Below are 21025 nucleotides of genomic sequence, written 5' to 3' on the forward strand. Positions count from 1 at the left end.
GAGATGTGATTAAACTCTAACTCCCTATCTTACTATTTTTAATCTTATAGGAGCAAAGGGAAGCTAATGCTCTTAAAAAAATTCTTAAAACTAAACTTTTTGATTTTTATTACTTCATTTTATGATATTATTTTAATATAATGGAAATCTGTGCATTTTTAAAAACAAATATAAAGATTCCGATTATTAAACAGTATATCTCTATCATCTACGAAAAAGAAGTAAAAGTCAAAAAAAAAGCAACTTTTTGAAAAATTTGTAACATTACTACCGTCAAAGGGTAAGAAGAAGATGAAAAAATTAGTATGGAGAGTTTAGAATTAGTAGTGTAACAAAAATTTAAAAAATAACTGTCAACTGTCAGCTAAAAATCGGATTATGAGTAAATACGATGTCATAGTAATCGGATCAGGTATTGGTGGCTTAGTAACCGCTACTCAATTGGCCGCCAAGGGTATAAAAGTATTAGTCTTAGAACGTTACCTTATCCCGGGGGGCAGTGCAGGTTACTTTGAAAGAGAAGGTTATCGCTTTGATGTGGGTGCTTCCATGATTTTCGGTTTTGGCACAGAAGGCACTACCAATCTCTTAACCCGTGCTTTGGATGCGGTGGATATGAGTATTGAAACCTACGCAGATCCAGTACAAATACACTATCATTTACCCGATAATTTGGACTTAAAAGTTCACCGAGACTATGACAAGTTTTTACAGGAATTGTATGTTCGTTTCCCTGCCGAAGAAGAGGGCATCAAGAAGTTTTATGATGAGTGTTGGAAGGTATTTAATTGCCTCAATACCATGGAATTACTTTCCCTTGAGGAAATGGGCTATTTGACAAGGGTATTTTTTCAGCATCCTTTGGCTTGTTTGGGTTTAGTGAAATATTTGCCCTTGAATGTGGGAGATATTGCCCGTAAACATATCAAAAATCCTGAGTTGTTAAAATTTATCGATATGGAGTGTTATTGTTGGTCTGTAGTACCGGCGGATAAGACTCCCATGATTAATGCTGGGATGGTATTTTCTGACCGTCATTATGGAGGTATTAACTATCCTAAAGGAGGGGTAGGACAAATTGCGGAGAAATTGGTGGAGGGTTTAGAAAGTCATGGAGGAGAAATTCATTATGGAGCAAGGGTTACAGATATTATAGTAGAAGGGAACTGTGCGATCGCCGTTAAACTATCCGATGGTACAGAATATCAAGCCCAAAGGATTGTTTCCAATGCTACCCGTTGGGATACTTTCGAGAAATTGATTGAAAAGGAAAAACCAGCCAAAGAAAAACGATGGGAAAACAACTACAAACAATCCCCTAGCTTCCTTAGTCTTCATTTAGGAGTCGATGCCCAAGTATTACCCCATGGCACAGAATGCCATCACATCATCCTTGAAAATTGGTCAAACTTAGAAGCCGAACAAGGTACAATTTTTGTATCAATTCCTACCCTCCTCGATCCTAGTTTAGCCCCAGATGGTTATCATATCATTCATACCTTTACCCCTAGTTATATAGACTACTGGAAAGGGTTATCCGCAGAGCAATATGAATACAAAAAAGAAGAAGCCGCAGGAAGACTAATTGAACGTTTAGAGAAAATTTTTCCCGGGTTAGATGCAGGATTAGACTATATGGAAATAGGTACACCCCGCACCCACCGACGCTTTTTAAATCGAGACAACGGCACCTATGGCCCTATTCCCCGTCGCAAATTAAAGGGCTTGTTATCCATGTCTTTCAACCGCACCGCTATCAAGAATCTTTATTGTGTGGGAGATAGTACATTTCCCGGGCAGGGTTTAAATGCAGTGGCTTTTTCTGGTTTTAGTTGCGCCCACCGCATCGCTGTTGATTTAGGTTATTAAAAGCGGATTTATTTATCCATTTTTAATTATCAATTAATTCCCTACCATCCCCAACTACCAGACTCCCCCTTAAAAGGCCCTACAATATTGGAGGTAATCCAACCACCATAGAAGTTACCGGGTTGGGGGGTGACTTTTTCCCCATCTACATAACATCCATCCATGGGGGAAGCGTAGAAAGCAACATAACCAGCAATGTCTTTAAATGCTTCCGTTGGTTCTGGATAATACCATGCTACTTTTGGTAATACCCTATCTTCAACGGTTACTGTATAGTATTGTGCCACTCCTTTCCACTCACAAAAAGATTGCCCAGAAACAGTCCTTAAATATTCCATTTTAATGTCTTGGGGAGGAAGGTAATAAACGGGGGGATGGCTGGTTTCTAAGACACGGTAAGCACCTTTGGTGTTGGCAATTTTTACCCCGTTACAAATAATCTCAATGGGGGCTTCAACGGCTTCTAGTCTGGGGGGGCGAGGGTAATCCCATACGGATTCTTGCCCGGGTTGAGGGGTTATTTTTTGAATGTCATTAAACATTGTTTATTTTTTTGTAAATAATAAAAAGACGTTAATTTTGCTTGTATATTTATAAATGTATCAAAAAATTAATTCTAATCAGCTAAGTATTATAATTCCTGTATTGAATGAAGAGGTTTTTATAAAACAAAATATATCTTTTTTTGTACGTTTACATAGTAATCATGATGTTATTTTTGTGGATGGTGGCAGTAACGATAATACTAGGGAAGTTATTATCAATAATGGTTTAAATATGGTCTCATCTCCTGTGGCTTGTCGTAGTTATCAGATGAATTTGGGGGCAAAATCGGCAAAAGGAAATCTACTGTTATTCCTCCATGGAGATACTCTTTTACCTTCTAATTATTATCAACAGATTGAAACTATTTTAAGTCAATCTGGGGTTGTGGCGGGAGCGTTTAATTTGATGATCGAAGGGCATAATTTTCTGTTTAAATTTATTTGTAATATGGTTAAAGTGCGATCGCACTTATGGTCTTTACCCTATGGAGATCAAGGAATTTTTATGAAAAAAGAAACCTTTGAAATGATAGGGGGTTTTCCTGAAATCCCGATTATGGAAGACTTTGCTTTGGTGAAAAAACTACAAAAAAGAGGCAAAATAAAAATTGCTAATTCCGCCGTTACTACCTCGGCTCGTCGATGGAAAAAATTAGGTATATTAAAAACAACCATTATTAATCAAATTATAATCATCGGCTATTACTTAAAAATAAATCCCCATAAATTAGCCAAAATATATAGGGAATGGAAAAATAGTTAACTTTTATAAATTCTTGTAAAAATTAAGGCTAAAAAGTCATAAAAAATTTTATTTTAAAAAACCCTAGCATATAATTAAAAGTATAGAGCTTGAGGAGAAATCAATTATGTCTATTGCCTTTTGGAGAGAAGAATATATGACGGGGGAAAGTGTAATTGACCAACAACATCAATACCTATTCAAGTTAATCAATCAACTACATAATGCCATGATGGAAGGTCATGGACAAGAAGTAATTAACAACACATTAGCAAGATTAGTAGAATATACCATTAAACACTTCGATGCAGAAGAGCAATTTATGATTGACTATAATTATCCTAATTATGCTCTCCATAAAGAAAAACATGAATCCTTAAAACATGATGTGATCGTTTTACAAAAAGAACTGTTAGAACATCAACAATTTATCACCGCAAAAGTATCAAGATTTTTAACAGATTGGTTAATCCATCACATTAAAGGAGAAGACCTACAAATGATCCATTATATTAAACAAAAGAAAGGAGAAATGAGAAGGTATGAACGAGAAGAAATGAACAACTACTGATTTAACAAGGGGTAAATAGACAATTATTCATCTTCTTTTACTAGCTAATTAAGTTACTAATAACAGTTTAAAATAAATTATATTAGATAGTATATGTTAAAATAAATAAACCATAAATTTTAGTTTTTTTTACTTTTTATATCAAGATGAATAACCGTATAATTAATATTTTGCGTCAAGGACAACCCCAAGAAAAAGTTAAAATTCAAGGGTGGGTAAGAACTAAAAGAGAACTAAAAGAATTTACCTTTATTGAAGTAAGTGACGGTTCATCTTTAGCTAACTTACAAGTGGTTTTAAATCAAGACATCCCTGATTATAATACTATCATCAAAAGACTGAGTACAGGGGCATCTTTAGCGGTAGAGGGGGTTTTGGTGGAATCTCCTGCCAAGGGGCAAAGAATAGAGTTACAGGCTGATAAGGTACAGGTTTATGGGGAATGTGATGGCAAAGATTATCCTCTACAAAAAAAACGTCATTCCCTCGAATTTTTACGTACTATTGCCCATTTACGGGGGCGCACCAATACCCTTGGGGCAGTGATGAGGGTGCGTAATGCCTGTGCTAATGCCATCCATCAATTTTTTCAGGAAAAAGGTTTTTTGTGGGTGCATACTCCTATTATTACGGCTAGTGACTGTGAGGGGGCGGGGGAATTGTTTACGGTGACTAATTTTAATTTGGATAATATTCCCCGTTATGAAGACGGCAAAACCGATTATAAGGAAGATTTTTTTGGGAAGAAAGCCTATTTAACGGTTAGTGGACAGCTAGAAGCCGAAATTATGGCCATGTCCTTTGAAAATGTCTATACTTTTGGACCCACTTTTAGGGCAGAAAATTCTAACACTTCCCGTCACCTTGCTGAGTTTTGGATGGTGGAACCTGAAATGGCTTTTTGTGATTTGGAGGGGGATCAAAATTTGGCGGAGGAATTTTTAAAATATGTTTTTGATTATGTGTTGAAAAATTGTCCTGAAGATATGGAATTTTTTAATTTACGTATCAATAATACGGTACTTGCTAATGCTGAAAATATCATCAATAATGAGTTTGCACGGATTACCTACACTGAAGCCGTGGATTTACTATTAAAGTGCGATCGCACCTTCCAATTTCCCGTAGAATGGGGCATAGACTTACAATCAGAGCATGAAAGATATTTAGCCGAGGAATACTTCAAAAAACCCGTCATCGTCACCAACTACCCCAAAGGCATCAAAGCATTCTATATGCGTATGAATGAAGACCAAAAAACCGTCGCCGCCATGGACATCTTAGCACCTAATATCGGAGAAATCATTGGCGGTTCTCAAAGGGAAGAAAGATATGATGTATTAGAAGCCAGAATTAAAGAAATGGACATCAATCCCCAAGATTTATGGTGGTACCTAGACTTAAGGAGATATGGCACCGTACCCCATGCAGGATTTGGTTTAGGCTTTGAAAGATTAGTACAATTCATGACGGGCATCGACAACATCAGAGATGTGATTCCCTTCCCCCGCACCCCCATGAGTGCCGAATTTTAATCCATAGGTTGGGTGGAGGAAACGAAACCCAACAAAAAAAACTAAAAAACAATTTGATTGATGATAGTGGATACGATAGAAACTATCACCGAGCCAAATAAGGCATTCAGAAATCCTCCCACTTTAAAACCGGGGGTAAAATAACCCACCAGAGAAAAGCAAATTGCATTTACCACCAACAAAAATAACCCCAAGGTAACAATGGTTATGGGGAAAGTAAAGAAAACTAAAATGGGTTTAATGATGCTGTTTATCAAGCCAAAGATAAAAGCCCCAATAAATGCAGCCCCTGCGCTTTCCATTATCATCCCCGGTATAACCACAGAAGCGACATACATTGATAAAGCCGTAATCGAAAGAGTAATGATGAATTCTACCATGATCAATTTATCCTTAAATTTATTTGATTGGTCTTGATTATAATCAATTTGATTTTATCTGTAATTTTTATTAACAAAGTTTAAAAAACTTGATCCTCTATTCCTTCCCACCATTCCCCCAAATTCATTAAATCATTGTAAATATCAGCCAACTTTTGCTCGTAATCCTCTGCCGACATATTACTTCTATCTTCTTGTAATTTTTTCAATCTCAATTGCACCAATAGCCAAGGTTTAGAAATTCCCTCAGTTTTTTCGATGTAACCTGCTAACTCCTTACTATCCATCATTACCCTTTTTGCTCAAATGATAACATAACCAAAAATATTTCCTTGCATGTTTGGGGGATATAATCGTATTCTAAATTAATCAACTCCGAAAAATTGTAGTAAAAAAAACTATGAGCGAAACCATTTTTAGTAAGATAATTCGCCGTGAAATACCAGCGGATATAGTATATGAAGATGACCTATGCTTGGCATTTCGAGATATTGCCCCCCAAGCCCCTACCCATATTCTTGTTATTCCCAAAAAACCTATTATTAGGATAGATGACGCTCAAGGAGAAGATCAAGCATTATTGGGACATTTACTTCTTACTGTGAAAAAAGTTGCCGCCCAAGAAAACCTCAGTAACGGTTATCGAGTAGTAATTAATAATGGTAACGATGGAGGGCAAACCGTTGATCATCTTCATTTACATATTCTAGGCGATCGCCCCTTAAAATGGCCCCCTGGATGATGAGTAATGAGTAATGAGTAATGAGTAACGAGTAATGGGTAATGAGTAATGGGTAATGAGTAATGGGTAATGAGTAATGGGTAATGAGTAATGGGTAATGAGTAATGGGTAATGAGTAATGGGTAATGAGTAATGGGTAATGAGTAATGGGTAATGGGTAATGGGTAATGAGTAATGGGTAATAGGCGATAAATCCTGTAATTTAACTAATCCCTAACCCCCTTGAGAAAAGGGCAAAAAATGATAAGATTAGATCTGCTATAGCTAGAATTAATAAAGGAAAATAAATGGCAGAAACTTTGATGTTTAACGCTTTGCGTGAAGCTATTGATGAAGAAATGGCAAAAGACGAAAGCGTATATGTCCTCGGAGAAGACGTAGGGCATTATGGCGGATCGTACAAAGTTACTAAAGGATTATATGAAAAATATGGCGAATTTAGAGTATTAGATACCCCCATCGCCGAAAATAGCTTTACTGGATTGGCGGTAGGCTCTGCCATGACAGGGTTACGCCCCATTATCGAAGGGATGAACATGGGCTTTTTGCTCCTTGCGTTTAACCAAATTTCCAACAACGCAGGGATGATGCGCTACACCTCTGGGGGAAACTTTAAAATTCCCATCGTGATTAGAGGGCCCGGGGGCGTAGGCAGACAGCTAGGGGCAGAGCATTCCCAAAGACTAGAAGCCTATTTCCAAGCCGTACCCGGTTTAAAAATTGTCGCCTGTTCTACTGCTTATAACGCCAAAGGATTATTAAAATCAGCTATTAGAGACGATAACCCCGTTCTATTTTTTGAACACGTTTTATTATATAACCATAAAGAAAATCTGCCCGAACACGAATACAGCTTACCTTTAGATAAAGCCGAAATCGTCCGTAAAGGAAAAGATGTCACCATTTTGACCTACTCAAGGATGAGACATCACTGTACCCAAGCCCTTAAGCAATTAGAAAAAGAAGGGTATGATCCAGAAATTATTGATTTAATTTCCCTCAAGCCCCTCGATATGGAAACCATAGGGGAGTCCATTCGCAAAACCCATAAGGTCATCATTGTTGAGGAATGTATGAAAAGTGGCGGTATCGGTGCAGAATTAACCGCATCTATTAACGACCAACTTTTTGATGAATTAGATGCCCCCGTGGTGCGTTTAGCTTCCCAAGATATTCCCACTCCTTATAATGGAACTTTAGAGCGATTAACCATTGTTCAACCGGAGCAAATTGTGGAAGCGGTTCAAAAAATTATGAACGGTCAGATTTAACATTTATTAGCTCTAGGCAATATAGGGCAACTACAAGCAATAATGGTCATGGTCGGGTGGGCAATGCCCACCATTGCTCATATCATAACGCTATATTAAAAAAAACTTTTATTTTAAATTTTATTGTGGAAAGACAAAGAGCTTTTATCATATTAATTATAGTTTTGGTGATAACGGCGATTTTCACCCTCGTTAACCTGCCCCTCCAATTGGGGTTAGACTTGAGGGGAGGATCTCAGTTAACCATTCAACTACAAACTACCGATGAAGTACCAGAGATTACGAGCGATCGCCTTGAAGCCGTTAGACAGGTAATCGATAGACGGGTAAACGGATTGGGGGTTTCTGAAGCCGTAGTCCAGAGCGTCGGGGAAGATCGCATCCTAGTTCAACTCCCCGGGGTAGAACGACCAGAAGAAGCCGAGAGAGTCCTGGGAGGCACAGCCCAACTCGATTTTAGAACCCAAACCGATGATGCCCAAATTCAAGCCCAAATCAATGTTCGTCAACAGGAATTGCAACAACTCCTCATTAGTTTTCAGGGCATTGAAGACGAAGAAGAAAGAGCAAATCAGGCAAATTTGATTCAAGAAAAACAAGAAGAACTTAATACCCTTTCCCAAGACTTGTATGTTAGAAGTGAGTTAAACGGTGATAAACTCCGCCGCGCTAGTTATCAACCTACCCAGCAACCCAACGTATGGGAAGTGGTTTTAGAATTTAACAATGAAGGAGGACAACTTTTTGCAGAACTTACCAAAGACATTGCAGGTACAGGTAGAACATTAGGTATTTTCCTTGATGGGGAATTAATCAGCGCCCCTAGTGTCAGTGCAGAATATGCCAACACGGGAATTATTGGCGGTAGAGCCAGCATTTCTGGAGGTAGCCCCGGATTTACCCTCGAAGGTGCCAGGGAGTTAGCCCTACAACTAGAAGGAGGTGCATTACCTGTCCCCGTGGAAATTGTAGAAAATCGGGTGGTAGGTGCTACTTTAGGACAAGATAGCATTCGCCGTAGTGTCATTGCGGCTTTAGCGGGGCTGGTTTTGGTATTAGTTTATATGGCGGTTTATTACCGTTTACCCGGTATCCTCGCTGATTTTGCCTTGATAATATACGGTTTACTTACCCTCGCTTGTTTTTCCCTCGCCGGAGTCACCCTCACTTTACCTGGAATTGCGGGTTTTATCCTTAGCATTGGTATGGCGGTGGATGCTAATGTACTTATTTTTGAGCGTACCCGAGAGGAGTTGAGAAGTGGTAAAACCTTATATCGCTCCGTAGAATCAGGTTTTGCAAGGGCTTTTGCCAGTATTTTAGATAGTAACGTTACTACCCTCATTGCCTGTGCTGCTCTTTTTTGGCTGGGGGCAGGTTTAGTAAGGGGTTTTGCTCTTACCCTCGCCATTGGGGTATTGGTGAGTATGTTTACGGCGCTTACCTGTAGTCGTACTTTCCTCTTAATTGCTGTATTAGGATTTCCTTCTGTGCGCCAAAAACCTCAGTTATTTTGCCCTGATTTAAAAACCAAAAACCCTTAACAATGGACAACTAACTTTTAGCTAATTTTCTTTTGCTTATTGTTATTTTTCATGGTTTGATGTTGTACAAAAACATTATCAACTATCAATTATCAACTATCAATTAATTATCAAATGATTCAATTTAATGTTGTCAAATGGGAGAAACTATGGTGGACTATTTCCGCTATATTGTGCCTTCTCAGTGTTGTTGCCATGGTGGTGTCCTATACAACCATCGGTACTCCTTTACGTCCTAGTATCGATTTTGTGGGGGGTACAAGGTTACAGTTAGAGTTGGATTGTAGTGTGGAGGGTAATTGCGATCGCCCTTTAACGGTCAACCAAATTAGAGAAGTATTAGAAAGTCAAAATCTAGCCAATAGTAGTGTCCAAATCGTGGGGGATGAACAAAGAAGTTTATCCATTCGTACCCAAACCCTTGACGTGGAAGCCAGAACAAGATTAGAAGAAGCCCTAACCCAAGAAATAGGAGCTTTTAATCCTGATAATCAACAAATTGACACCGTGGGGCCTAGCATCGGACAAGAGTTGTTTACCTCTGGTATTTTGGCTCTACTGGTATCCTTTTTTGGTATTGTGGTATATCTGAGTGTCCGATTTAAAACAGATTACGCCATCTTTGCCATTCTTGCCCTTATCCATGATGCCCTAATTACCCTCGGCTTTTTTGCTATTCTGGGGTTAGTTATCGGTGTGGAAGTAGATACCCTCTTTTTGGTGGCGATATTAACTATTATCGGTTTTTCCGTTAACGATACCGTGGTAATTTACGATCGCATCAGGGAAATCAGTAAAGATGAACATATCGACGCTGAAACCATGAACGAAACCGTCATAATTGCGGTAAATCAAACCCTTACCCGTTCTATTAATACCAGTTTAACAACGGTCTTACCCCTGGTGGCAATTTTCCTTTTTGGGGGAGAAACCCTTAAATATTTCGCCCTTGCCCTAATTGTGGGCTTTTTAGCTGGTTCTTATTCCAGCATTTTCGTGGCCAGTACCCTATTGGGATGGTGGCGCAAAACCATTAATAAAAATAAATCTGTTGCCGTTGGTTAAGAAGTGGGAAGTGGGCAGTGGATAGTGGGCAGTAAATTCCTATTACTCATTACTCATTACTCATTACCCATTACCCATTACCTAACCCCTAACTCTCTATGGCTACTTCCTCACTAGAAGAATCAGCACTTTGTCTTGCCCTAACTATATTTAACCCTTCCTGTAGGGCTGTAAGGCGATCGCCCATCCAATGGTGTCCGGGGATTAACCCAGCGATACCAAGTTTTTCAAGGCGACGTTTAACCTTCCCGGTGGCGCCCACCACAATCACCTGACGACCTAAATCGATGGCTTCATGGATAGCATTTTCAATGGCAAGGGAAGAAGTAACCCCCAATACAGGTACTTCACTTAAATCCACCAATATCACATCATAATTATCAATGGCATTGTGTTCCCGTGCGATCGCCTTTGCCACCCCAAAAATCATGGGACCACTAAGATGGAAAAGTAAAAGACGGTTATCAGCTAAATCAAGGATTTGTTTCTCCTCATCATTCAACAAAATTTGATCATCATCATCAGTGATAGTTTTAACCGCACTAGACTGTAACTCCGACAGCTTCTCAATGGTTAAAATATTGGCAATAAATACCCCAACAGCCACCGCAATCATCAAATCCACAAATACCGTTAACAATACCACCACATAGACGATACCCGCTGCCTTCCAAGAAATTTTATGAACCCGCTTGAGAAAACCCGAATCAATAACGCTAATACCTACCTTCAAAACAATACCAGCCAACACAGCCAAAGGAATATCAGCGGTTAAAGGAGCAGCCCAAATGGCAATCACAAACAATACCAAAGCCCTAACAATACTCGCCAAAGTAGAACGAGCCCCCGCTTGAATTGCCACCACACTAGGAGTTGTAGCCCCAGAGCCTGCAATACCACCACAAAAACCCGTAATAATATTAGCCACCCCTTGACCAATTAATTCCTTATTAGATTTATGCTCTCCACGGGTTAAACTGTCGCACACCAAACAAGTTAATAAACAGTCAATACAACCCACCGTTGCCAACACAATGGCATTTACGAACATCAGCCGTAAATTTTCCATATTCCAAGTAGGCATCTGCAACTCTGGTAAACCGGGGGTAATTTCACCGATGGTGCTAATGGTACGAATATCATAATCCCGTAGAAGAAAAATAGTGATCAATGTACCAACTAATAAAGCTGTCAACTGAGGAGGTACAATAGCCTTCCATTTACGAGGATAGAAAAATAAAATAGCTAACGTAATTAAACCTAGAGCCAATTCCTGTGGGTTAATATTTGTTACCAATTCAGGGAAATTTCTAATTACTCCAATCACTCCCCCTTTGGGGGTTTCTTGACCCAAAAATGGAGCAATTTGTAAAAAAATGAGGATTACCCCGATACCCGTCATAAAACCAGATATGACGTTGTAGGGAAGCATGGTGATATATTTCCCTAACTTTAGAACCCCAAAAAGGATTTGAAAAACCCCAGCCATCATAACTACGGTAAAACCCATAGCTAAACCTGTTTCTGGATTACGGGCTATCAACTCAGCCATCACTGCCGTAATGATAACAGTCATCGGTCCGGTGGGTTCAGAAATAAGGCTAGGGGTACCCCCAAACAAGGAAGCGAAAAAGCCCACCAAGATAGCCCCCCAAATACCAGCCGAAGCACCAGCACCAGAAGCAATCCCGAAAGCCAAAGCCATGGGCAATGCCACCACTGCCGCCGTCAAACCCCCAAAAATATCTCCCTTGAGGTTATCAAATTTAATTGGATTGATTACTTGCATTATAGTTATTTTCTTTGACGAAAATTATTATTTAAAATTGAATATAACTCTTTTATTATCTGTTAAAGAGTGATGTTTTAATTGGTAAATATTTCTTAATTTGACTTAAAATAGTCTATAAATCACAAAAAAAAACTTACTATTGAGTTAACTTTCATTTATAACAATTCACAAATTTCTCAAAAAAACCTTTTCTTGATAATAGAAACTTGCTCTGTTTTTTATGAGAATATGTCGTAAAAGAAAAAGTTAATTTTTATTTAAAAAGCATTTTTTATGATCGCTGTAATGCGATGTTTTAGACTGTAATATTGCACCAAACCCGTGACTATTTAGTTTAATTTAGAATAAGAAGTGATCAAATTATACCGAATCACGAGGGAGTATTATCCATTCTGCTAATATTTATCTTATTTACCTCTAATACTATTTATCATATAATCGCTACAAAAATGATCCCTATCTATTGTAATTATTAATGAATCACTTTGAGCAATGTTATTAATAAGGGCAGTTATGAACAATTCTGGATGGAGGGCTTTCCAAAAATATTCGACAAATTCTTTGATTTCTTGTTTACCCATGCCAGTTTTTCCTTGGGCTTTCATTTTTTCCTCTGCTTCTTGGCGCCAAGGTAAGCTATGGCGATAATCTATGGGGTTGAGAATTATTTGATAATCGATTAATTCCCACAGGGGTAAGTATTCTTTTAGTCTTTGGTTACAGTCTTTGGCAAATTGTCGATCATTTTCAGTGATGATAGGATACGGAGGATTATTAAATTTTTCTTCTGGAATGGGCTTTACTCCTACAAACCATCCTTCAAAGAAAATTATATCCACTCTCTTGGTTATCTTATCAGATGTTAAAGTGCGATCGCCCTTACCATTATGTAAAGATTTGTCAAAACGAGGAATAACCACAGGGTTGGAGGCTAACAAGGTTTGTAATACTTCTAAGGCTAATGGTACATCATGGGTGAGGGGAGGGCCACGCCAAATTAAACGAGGATCAAATTTTTGTAACTCTTTTCTTTCTTCATAGGTTTTATAAAAGTCATCTAGGGAAATGGTTTCACTATTAATGTTTTCTTGTGCTAATAAATGTTTTAAAATTTGAGTTAAGGTGGTTTTTCCTGTGCCTTGACTTCCTAAAACACCTACTAATAAGGGTTGAGATTTTGCTTTAAATTTATCCGCCAAGTGTATTGTAAGAGGCATCCATAACTTATTATATAAACCTCTTATTTTTTGCTCATTCTTCAGATTAAATTGTTTGCAAATTATGTTAATATTATCTTTACTGTTAATATCACTATCCATAGTTAATGGTTCTATATTTTAAGGCTAGAGAGGAATATTACTATATAATTTTTTAAATAAAAAAAATTGGCAAAATTTAATTGATACTTGTTCATTATCTGTTGTTCACTGCGAAACTTATGAGGTTACTTTGGATCCTTGTAAGCATATAATATATAAATTAGAAGTCAATAATTAATTTAGCTATCTTTTATTTTGAGGCTAGAGGCGATCGCAATTACCCCTAAAACATTGATTTGTAAGGTTTTTAAAACCCTTATCACCTCCTCAACGGTTGCTCCCGTGGTATAAATATCATCTAAAATGATAACCGAATGTTGACGATTAAATTTTGGATAATCTTTCCCTACCGTAAAAGCCTGAGTAATATTTATTTTTCTTTCCGTGGGGCTTAAGGTAAACATCGCATCAGTATTTTTTACCCTTTTTAATAAATGAGGAAGATGACGATACCCCGTAATTTCACAAAAAGACTTTGACACTAATTCAGCTTGATTAAAACCTCTTTCTTTTAACTTTTGAGGATGAAGAGGAATCGGCACAACCGTTATCATTTGCCCTTTCTTTAATAACCTATTATTTATCCATTCCTGAGCTAAAAATTGTCCAAAAACTTCCCCTAACTCAACTTTACTTTCGTATTTAAAGCTAAAAATAGCTCTTTTGATATAATTCTCATATTTAGCCCAAAGAAACAAAGAGTAATCTTTATCAGTCTTAACTAGAGGATTCGGTACTTTACAACTAACTAACTGACTATGACAATAATCGCAGATAATACCATTAGTTTGTCGCTCACACAACACACAAGCAGACTTGAAAAAAAATGATAGAAAGCTATTCATTCCATATTAGTTACTTGTTCTTCTATGGGTACGTTATTTTTCTTTGAATGCCGGGAGGCGGATTTGAACCGCCGACACGAGGATTTTCAGTCCTCTGCTCTACCTACTGAGCTATCCTGGCTTAAATTTGACACTTATATAATATAACGAATATTTTTAAGATTGACAAGGTTTTACCATATTTTTTTTGAGCAGATAAATTTTAAAGGAGTGATTTCCATTAAAAACTATGGGCATTTCTGACTACAATAGGACTGTGCTTCTTTATTGTCTTGGTAGCTAATTATGACTGATTTCCCTGATAAGACTCCAAACACCGATAATGGCTACGATGAAAATTTAGATAATAACCTTAATTCTCCTGAAGATAATTCCCCACAGTCTGGGAAAGGATTTTATATTAAGTTGTTGTTATACAGCACTTTAATTTCCGTGGGGGGAGGATTAAGTTATGGTTGGTATTTTTTCACCCAAAGATTAATACCTCTAATTGAAAAACCCGTTAGTAATTATTTAGGAAGAACAGTAGAATTAGGGGAAATAGAGTCCGTCTCTTTCCATGGAATTCGGGTGGGGAAGAGTCAAATTTTAGCTACCGACACGGAAAAAGACTATGTCATCGCCGAGGGGGTGGAGGTAAGTTTAACATCACTCCTTTTTGGGCAAAGAAGTGCCAATATTGAAGTTACGGTAATTAATCCCGTCGTTTATATCGAAAAGTCTGAGGCTGATGGTTGGTTAAATCTACAGTTAACTCCCCCTGAAAGAAGAGATAACTTTATCTCCTTGAATGTAGATGCTGTGAGGATAAAAAATGCGTCTTTAACCATGAAATCCCAGTTAAGTGATTTACCTCCTCTGAATATTAAAGTTAATCAGGGTAGTATCTTAATTGGAGAAAATAATCTTACTTTTGATACCCAAGGGGATGTAATTTCGGGGGGAAATATATCTGTCACTGCGGTTACTCCCATCAATAGAAATGACTGGCTATTAAATATTTCGGGGAATAATCTTCTTACGGATGATATTAATTATTTTACTACCTTACCCGTTGATGTTGATAGTGGTAGGGTGACGGGGAATGTTAACCTTGAGTTTGAAAGGGGAGAGTTTATCAATATTGATGGTGATATTGACATAGCGGGGGTAAACCTTGATATTCCCAATGTACCCCAACCCCTCACCGATGCCAGTGGAAAAATAAATTTTGTGAATAATAATCTTACCTTTGCAGGGGTTAATACCAATTTAGGGGATATTAATGGGGATGTTTTTGGTACCCTCGAGGATGATTTTTCTACCCTTAACATCAATATTAAAACAAAGCCTGTAGAAGTGCAAAGGGCGATCGCCTCTTTAAACCTCCCTGAAATTCCCCTAGAAACCAAAGGAAGAGTCATCGGTGACATCGATATTCAGGGGGCATTAACTCAACCCATCCTCAAGGCTAATATTACCGCCATAGAAAATATTCAATTCGACAGACTATCTTTGACAAAAAGTCAAGGAAAAGTTACAATTCTTAACAGTGGACTTTCCATCGACGAATTTTCTTTTACCCCCACCATCGGCGGAGAAGTTAGTGGGAATGGATTCGTTGACTTTCGCCAAGAAAATCAATTTCCCTACCAAGTAAACCTTAGCGCCCAAAATATTAGCGCCCTAAACCTAGCCAATGTTTATGCCATCGAAATATCTGAAAATTTGCCCCCCCTCGGATTAATTAACGGTGAATATCGCATTTCAGGCATCGCCCAAGACATAGAAAATAGTCAGATAACAGGCATCACCGATATAGGAATAGGAGAAGGAAAAGCAACCTTAACTAATTTTTTATATAACCAAAACAACTATCAAGCCACCATAGAATTAACTAATATTCCCCTCAACCAAATCAACCTCATCGACTGTCAAGCCGTCGGTTGTGACAATTCCGCCCTCCAAGGAAACTTCCAACTATTAGGAGATAGTCAAAACATTTCCCTTGATACCATCGCCTTACAAGGAGACTTTAACTTTCCCCTCGCCCAAGGAATGGTTAACCTCAACAATACGCAACTAAATCAAGGTAGATGGCAAACTCAACTTGTCGCCGATAATCTTAACCTCAGTCAACTAAACTTTACGAGGGAATCCCCCCTTAACAGAGGTAGGGTAAACACCGCCCTCAATATTCGGGGTAGTATCAATAATAATCAGGGAATCCAAGCCAACGGAGAAATATTTTTACCCCAAGGGATTGTCACCGTCGAAAGTCTTTTCCTCGATGATGATAATAACTTTAACACTACCCTTGCCACCAATAGTTTTAATGTTGGTGAATTTCAACAAGAATTGAGGGGGGAAACTAGAGGAAGACTATCTATGGAGGGTAATACCAATAATATAACTCTGAGTGCCGTTGCGATCGCAGGTAATCTCGACTTTAATCAGGGTATTAGCTTAATCCAACAACCCCTACAAACTAGCTTTCGTTGGGATGGAGAAAAAATCCTTCTTTCCCAAGCCACCACAGGGGATATTTCCGCCAACGGTATTATTAACTATGACATTGATAACCAAGAGATAAGTAACTTTGACTTAAACTTAATCGCCTCTGGCTTAGATATAAAAGAATTACCCCTACCCAATCAACTAGCCTTAATCGGTTATGGTGGTAAATTTGACTTTCAAGGAAAACTACAAGGAAATCTTGATAACCCTCGCCTAGGGGGAAATATAAAAACAGATAATTTACAAATTGCTAACCTTCCTTTTAATGCCCTCGCAGGAAACCTACAAGCCGATACCATTAACGGCATTAAATTTGACTTAATAGATACCACTGGTAACAACGATAGATTTGCCTTAGATATTGATGCGCAATTTCAACCCAGACAAATTAACTTACAAGTGGAGGAAGGTAGATTAACCGCTATTACCAATGAAAAAGATACCCTCGATATTAATTTTGCTAATTTTTCCTTAAAAAGTTTAACTCAACCCCTATTAACTGTTTTCCCTTCTAACATAAAATCTGTGGGGGGTAATATTTCAGGAGAAGTGGCTTTAAATCTCAACAACTATGATGTTACTTCCTCAGAATTAGTAATCAACCAACCTCAAGTGAATCAGTTTCGAGGAGATGTATTAACCGCAAGGTTATCTAGTATGGATGGAAAGATAGTTGTGAGGGATGGTAAGTTAAATCATCTGGAAAATGAATATGATTTTTCTGCCCAAATATTACCCTTTGACGAAAATCCTCAGTTAGAAGCGCAATTACTATTACGGGAGGGGGATATTCAGAATTTGTTAACCAGTGTCGGTATTTTTGAGATAGAGGATATATTTGATGGTATTCAACCAAGGGATTATTGCGGGGCAAAAGATTTATACTCTACTGGGGGAGATATTAATTGTTTATCTTTGCGGGTAAATCCTACGTTAGCGCAACTATCTATTCCTGAAGCTACCCCAAGGGTAAATGGCAATAGTTATACAAGGGTATTAACAAGAAATTCCCAAACTCCCATGGCTTTTCCCCAGAGGGAGAATAATGGAGATGATATTAAAACTAACAGTAGCTATTTATTGGATGTTAACCAAGAAAATGAGCAGGAGTTAGAAGTTAATCAAAAAAATGAGCAAGGAAATGTTGACTTAGTTAGTAATAGGGATGATGAGTTATGGGAAGGGAAGGTTGTTGATAAGAATGATATTAAGGATGTGAAAACACCAAAAGATATTGTCACCCTCCCTGTTGTTAACAAGGATAGACAATTATCAGGAGAAAGTCAGAGGGTTTTTGTTAATAATGATAAAAAAGTAGAAAAAGATAGTCAATCATCATCTAATAGTCAAACTGCTTTGGGAGAGGAGGGAGAAAATATAAACGCCTTACGGAAAACTTTAACGGAAAATTCTCTGGTGGAGGGAGAAATTAATTTGGGAAGCGTTAATAGTTTGATAGTTGCCCAAGGAAATAATCCTTCCCCAGAAAACAAACCTTTATTTAGCATTAGTAATGATGGTTTATCTTTACAACAGACTCTTTTCCAATGGCAACAAATTGATTCAGCCACTAAACAAGTAGAAACGGAAAGACAACAGGCGAATATTCCTCCCTTACAAGATTTAGAAGGAAGGTTAACTGGTAGGGTAAATTTAATCGCTTCGGTAAGAAATGGTATTGATGCCAGTTTTGATTTTCAGGGCAATGATTGGCATTGGGGAAAATATCAGGCGGATACTATTCAAGCAAGGGGTAGTTTTCGAGATGGTTTGTTAACCCTTTTACCTGTTAGCTTTCAAGATGGTGATACTAATATATCGTTATCGGGTACTTTTAGCCAAGAGCGTTTTTCGGGGCAGGTGTTGGTGGCAGATTTACCGATTAAAAATTTGGCGGGGGTGGCTAATTTACCTCCTAATTTTGAGTTGGAGGGTATTGCTAATGGCAATATTGTTATTAGTGGTAATTTGGAAAATCCTGTGGCAACGGGTAATGTGGAGATAGCGGATGCAAAAATTAATGGCACAACCATTGAGGAAACTAATGCTAATTTGGGTTATCGTAATTCTCGTCTGGATTTCTTGGCAACGAGTAATTTAATAGGGGAGGAGGAATCGGCAAGGTTGTTGGGTAGTTTTCCTTTTCGTTTTTTCCCTCAATCTAGTAATCCTGAGAGTGATGATTTTCGTTTGAGTCTTAACATTGAGGAGTCTGGTTTTGGGTTGTTGAGGGTGATTAGTAATAATCAGTTTGATTTGGTTAGGGGTAGGGGGGGAGTTGATTTGAGTATTCGTGGTAGATATAGTCAATCGGAAAATACTATTTTAGATTTTGTGGCGGATGGTTTGGCTACTATCAGTGATGGGGAGATGGAGGTGGCTTTTATTCCTGATACTCCTATTACTAATATTAATGGGGATATCTTATTTGATTTTGATCAGATTACGATTCCTAGTTTGACGGGGAATTTTAGTGAGGGGGATATTATCATTGTTGGGGCTTTACCTTTATTTATGGGGGATAGTCAGGGGGATATTTTGACGGCTTCGGTGGAAAATTTGGCGTTGAGTCTTCCTAATTTATATCAGGGTAGTGGTAAGGGTAATATTGAAATTGCTGGAAGTGCGATCGCCCCTATCATCGGTGGTAATATTACGTTATTTGATGGAGATGTTTTCCTTGCGGGGGGGCAAAATGGAAACAATGGTAATGGCATCAATGGGGGGAGTAATCTTTTAATCAGTAACGCCACTATCAGTAATTTAGATTTAATTTTAAGTGATAACATCACAGTTTCCCAAGCCCCTGTATTGAGTCTTAATGCCCAAGGTAGTTTAACTCTCAATGGAGATGTTAATAATTTACAACCAGAAGGGGTGATTAATTTAACAGGGGGTAGCGTTAATCTATTTACTAGCCGATTAAGACTTAACCGTAATTACAACAATGTTGCCCGATTTACCCCTGAAAATGGTTTTAATGCTTTTCTTGATATGCAACTCGAAACCTCGGTAACCGAAACTAGCCGTTATCAACTGACGGATAATACTGGGGCCAATGAAATTCCTGATATATCTGGTTTAAATACTATCAATACCCTTGAAACTATCCGAGTGAGGGCGACTGTTAATGGGTTTAGTAATAATATTAATGAAAGTTTAGAGTTTAGTAGTATTCCTGCTAGGGGAGAAACGGAAATAATTTCCCTATTGGGGGGAGGATTTTTTAATAATTTTGTGGATGGTGATACGGGGGTGGCTTTGGCTAATATCGCAGGGGCGGCTTTATTTGGTAGTTTTCAAAATCAGCTGGATGATATTTTAGATATGGTGGAGTTTAGGTTATTTCCCACTGCTATTATCGACAGTCAAACAAGGGTATCTAGTCTGGGTTTAGGGGCAGAGTTAGGATTTAATATTCGAGAAAATTTGAGTTTATCTATCCTCAGTCTTTTAACAGGGGAACAACCTACCCGTTATAATATTCGTTATCGTCTTAATGATCGTACCGTTATTCGAGGTTCTACCGATTTTAGTAATGATACCCGAAGTGCGATCGAATATCAATTCCGTTTTTAAAATAACTCTGGAAAAATTAACTAACAAAGTATAGTAATAATGCTAGATATAATGATCTTTTTGGTGTAAATTAACTGTTATAATCCCCTAACTATTCTTCCGATACTTTTAGGATGCTAACAACTAAAAAAAATAAACCCATTAAAATCGTGGCGATAGAAGAAATTAATCCTCAAGAAAAGCGATTTCAAGAGGAGAGAATGAAAGATTTACTATTACTCATTGAAAATTTAGCCCTGAAGGAAGAAGCTACCATCAAATTAATTATTGAATGTCTGTATGATGTGGGGATGATTAATTTAATCAATAAAAAGGTTAAAAATCCCTCTGCAAATAAAATTGTTAAACGTTTTGTGGGTTTACCTAAACCCATCGCTAAAATCGTCGCTTGGCGTTGGGTAAAAAGTAATGTGCCTATTAAGCTAACTAATTGGTTGAGGAGAAAAGTTAGTTAGGCTTTTATACTCGTCAGAATGGATAGGAGGTTGATTTTTTGGTTGTATCCCTTTTTTGTCACTTTCCGAAAAGCAGAATAAAAATGTAGAATAATAATAATAAAAATGAAAGGTACTCACAGCGATGGATGTAGGCAAATTAGAAAACATTTACCTAGAAATCCCATGGACACGGTGCCGGTCATTGATGATTATTGTTCTGCCTATTCTACCTTGTTTTTTGATGTGCGTAACTACGAATATTTTAAATATTTACACTTAGGATTAATTTCTGA

16 protein-coding genes and 1 tRNA gene are annotated in these 21025 nt (G+C 37.8%); 10 read left to right on the forward strand and 7 right to left on the reverse strand.

Annotated features, from left to right (window positions below):
- Positions 1-378: 378 nt before the first annotated feature.
- Complete coding sequence (crtH, locus tag ACXITR_RS08195) at positions 379-1869, forward strand: carotenoid isomerase (RefSeq protein WP_457996739.1); 1491 nt, start codon at positions 379-381, stop codon at positions 1867-1869.
- Between the two features lie 41 nt (positions 1870-1910).
- On the opposite strand, the gene ACXITR_RS08200 is transcribed toward crtH, so the two are convergent.
- Positions 1911-2411 (reverse strand): DUF427 domain-containing protein, encoded by a 501-nt coding sequence (locus ACXITR_RS08200; protein WP_457996740.1) that lies wholly within the window; start codon positions 2409-2411, stop codon positions 1911-1913.
- A gap of 55 nt (positions 2412-2466) precedes the next feature.
- On the opposite strand from ACXITR_RS08200, the gene ACXITR_RS08205 reads away from it, so the two are divergent.
- The 3 genes from ACXITR_RS08205 to asnS all read left to right on the forward strand — a co-directional run bounded on the left by ACXITR_RS08205 (position 2467) and on the right by asnS (position 5262).
- The gene (locus ACXITR_RS08205) at positions 2467-3177 is read left to right on the forward strand and encodes a TIGR04283 family arsenosugar biosynthesis glycosyltransferase (RefSeq protein ID WP_457996741.1); all 711 of its coding nucleotides are present in this window, start codon (positions 2467-2469) and stop codon (positions 3175-3177) included.
- Between the two features lie 106 nt (positions 3178-3283).
- Positions 3284-3727 carry a bacteriohemerythrin gene (locus tag ACXITR_RS08210; RefSeq protein ID WP_457996742.1) on the forward strand — a complete coding sequence of 148 codons (444 nt, stop codon included), beginning with the start codon at positions 3284-3286 and terminating at the stop codon, positions 3725-3727.
- Positions 3728-3873: 146 nt separating this feature from the next.
- Positions 3874-5262 carry an asparagine--tRNA ligase gene (gene asnS, locus ACXITR_RS08215; RefSeq protein WP_457996743.1) on the forward strand — a complete coding sequence of 463 codons (1389 nt, stop codon included), beginning with the start codon at positions 3874-3876 and terminating at the stop codon, positions 5260-5262.
- A gap of 41 nt (positions 5263-5303) precedes the next feature.
- Here the strand turns inward: asnS and ACXITR_RS08220 are convergent, their stop codons facing one another.
- Positions 5304-5642, reverse strand: coding sequence for a phage holin family protein (locus ACXITR_RS08220; protein WP_457996744.1), 339 nt, complete (start codon positions 5640-5642; stop codon positions 5304-5306).
- Positions 5643-5722: 80 nt separating this feature from the next.
- A complete protein-coding gene (locus ACXITR_RS08225; protein WP_457996754.1) occupies positions 5723-5929 on the reverse strand; it encodes a hypothetical protein in 207 nt (68 codons plus the stop codon).
- 113 nt (positions 5930-6042) lie between these two features.
- Between ACXITR_RS08225 and ACXITR_RS08230 the strand changes: the two genes are divergently transcribed.
- From ACXITR_RS08230 to secF, 4 genes are all read left to right on the forward strand, one after another.
- On the forward strand, positions 6043-6384 hold the full coding sequence (locus ACXITR_RS08230) for a histidine triad nucleotide-binding protein (RefSeq protein WP_457996745.1): 342 nt from the start codon (positions 6043-6045) through the stop codon (positions 6382-6384).
- Positions 6385-6671: 287 nt separating this feature from the next.
- Complete coding sequence (locus ACXITR_RS08235; protein WP_457996746.1) at positions 6672-7655, forward strand: pyruvate dehydrogenase complex E1 component subunit beta; 984 nt, start codon at positions 6672-6674, stop codon at positions 7653-7655.
- A gap of 125 nt (positions 7656-7780) precedes the next feature.
- Positions 7781-9199 (forward strand): protein translocase subunit SecD, encoded by a 1419-nt coding sequence (secD, locus tag ACXITR_RS08240; RefSeq protein WP_457996747.1) that lies wholly within the window; start codon positions 7781-7783, stop codon positions 9197-9199.
- Positions 9200-9316: 117 nt separating this feature from the next.
- Complete coding sequence (gene secF / locus ACXITR_RS08245; RefSeq protein ID WP_457996755.1) at positions 9317-10264, forward strand: protein translocase subunit SecF; 948 nt, start codon at positions 9317-9319, stop codon at positions 10262-10264.
- 88 nt (positions 10265-10352) lie between these two features.
- Here secF and bicA read toward each other — a convergent pair whose 3' ends face one another.
- From bicA to ACXITR_RS08265, 4 genes are all read right to left on the reverse strand, one after another.
- A complete protein-coding gene (gene bicA, locus ACXITR_RS08250; RefSeq protein WP_457996748.1) occupies positions 10353-12053 on the reverse strand; it encodes a bicarbonate transporter BicA in 1701 nt (566 codons plus the stop codon).
- 410 nt (positions 12054-12463) lie between these two features.
- Positions 12464-13375 (reverse strand): glycerate kinase, encoded by a 912-nt coding sequence (locus ACXITR_RS08255; RefSeq protein ID WP_457996749.1) that lies wholly within the window; start codon positions 13373-13375, stop codon positions 12464-12466.
- Positions 13376-13554: 179 nt separating this feature from the next.
- Complete coding sequence (locus ACXITR_RS08260; protein ID WP_457996750.1) at positions 13555-14220, reverse strand: ComF family protein; 666 nt, start codon at positions 14218-14220, stop codon at positions 13555-13557.
- Positions 14221-14268: 48 nt separating this feature from the next.
- Positions 14269-14341, reverse strand: a tRNA-Phe gene (locus ACXITR_RS08265).
- Between the two features lie 164 nt (positions 14342-14505).
- Here ACXITR_RS08265 and ACXITR_RS08270 point away from each other — a divergent pair.
- Positions 14506-20295: a translocation/assembly module TamB domain-containing protein gene (locus ACXITR_RS08270; RefSeq protein WP_457996751.1), complete on the forward strand. Its 5790-nt coding sequence runs from the start codon at positions 14506-14508 to the stop codon at positions 20293-20295.
- Between the two features lie 149 nt (positions 20296-20444).
- Positions 20445-20750, forward strand: a complete 306-nt coding sequence (locus tag ACXITR_RS08275; protein ID WP_457996752.1) for a hypothetical protein — start codon at positions 20445-20447, stop codon at positions 20748-20750.
- Positions 20751-21025 lie beyond the last annotated feature (275 nt).

The organism is Cyanobacterium sp. (assembly GCF_054166785.1).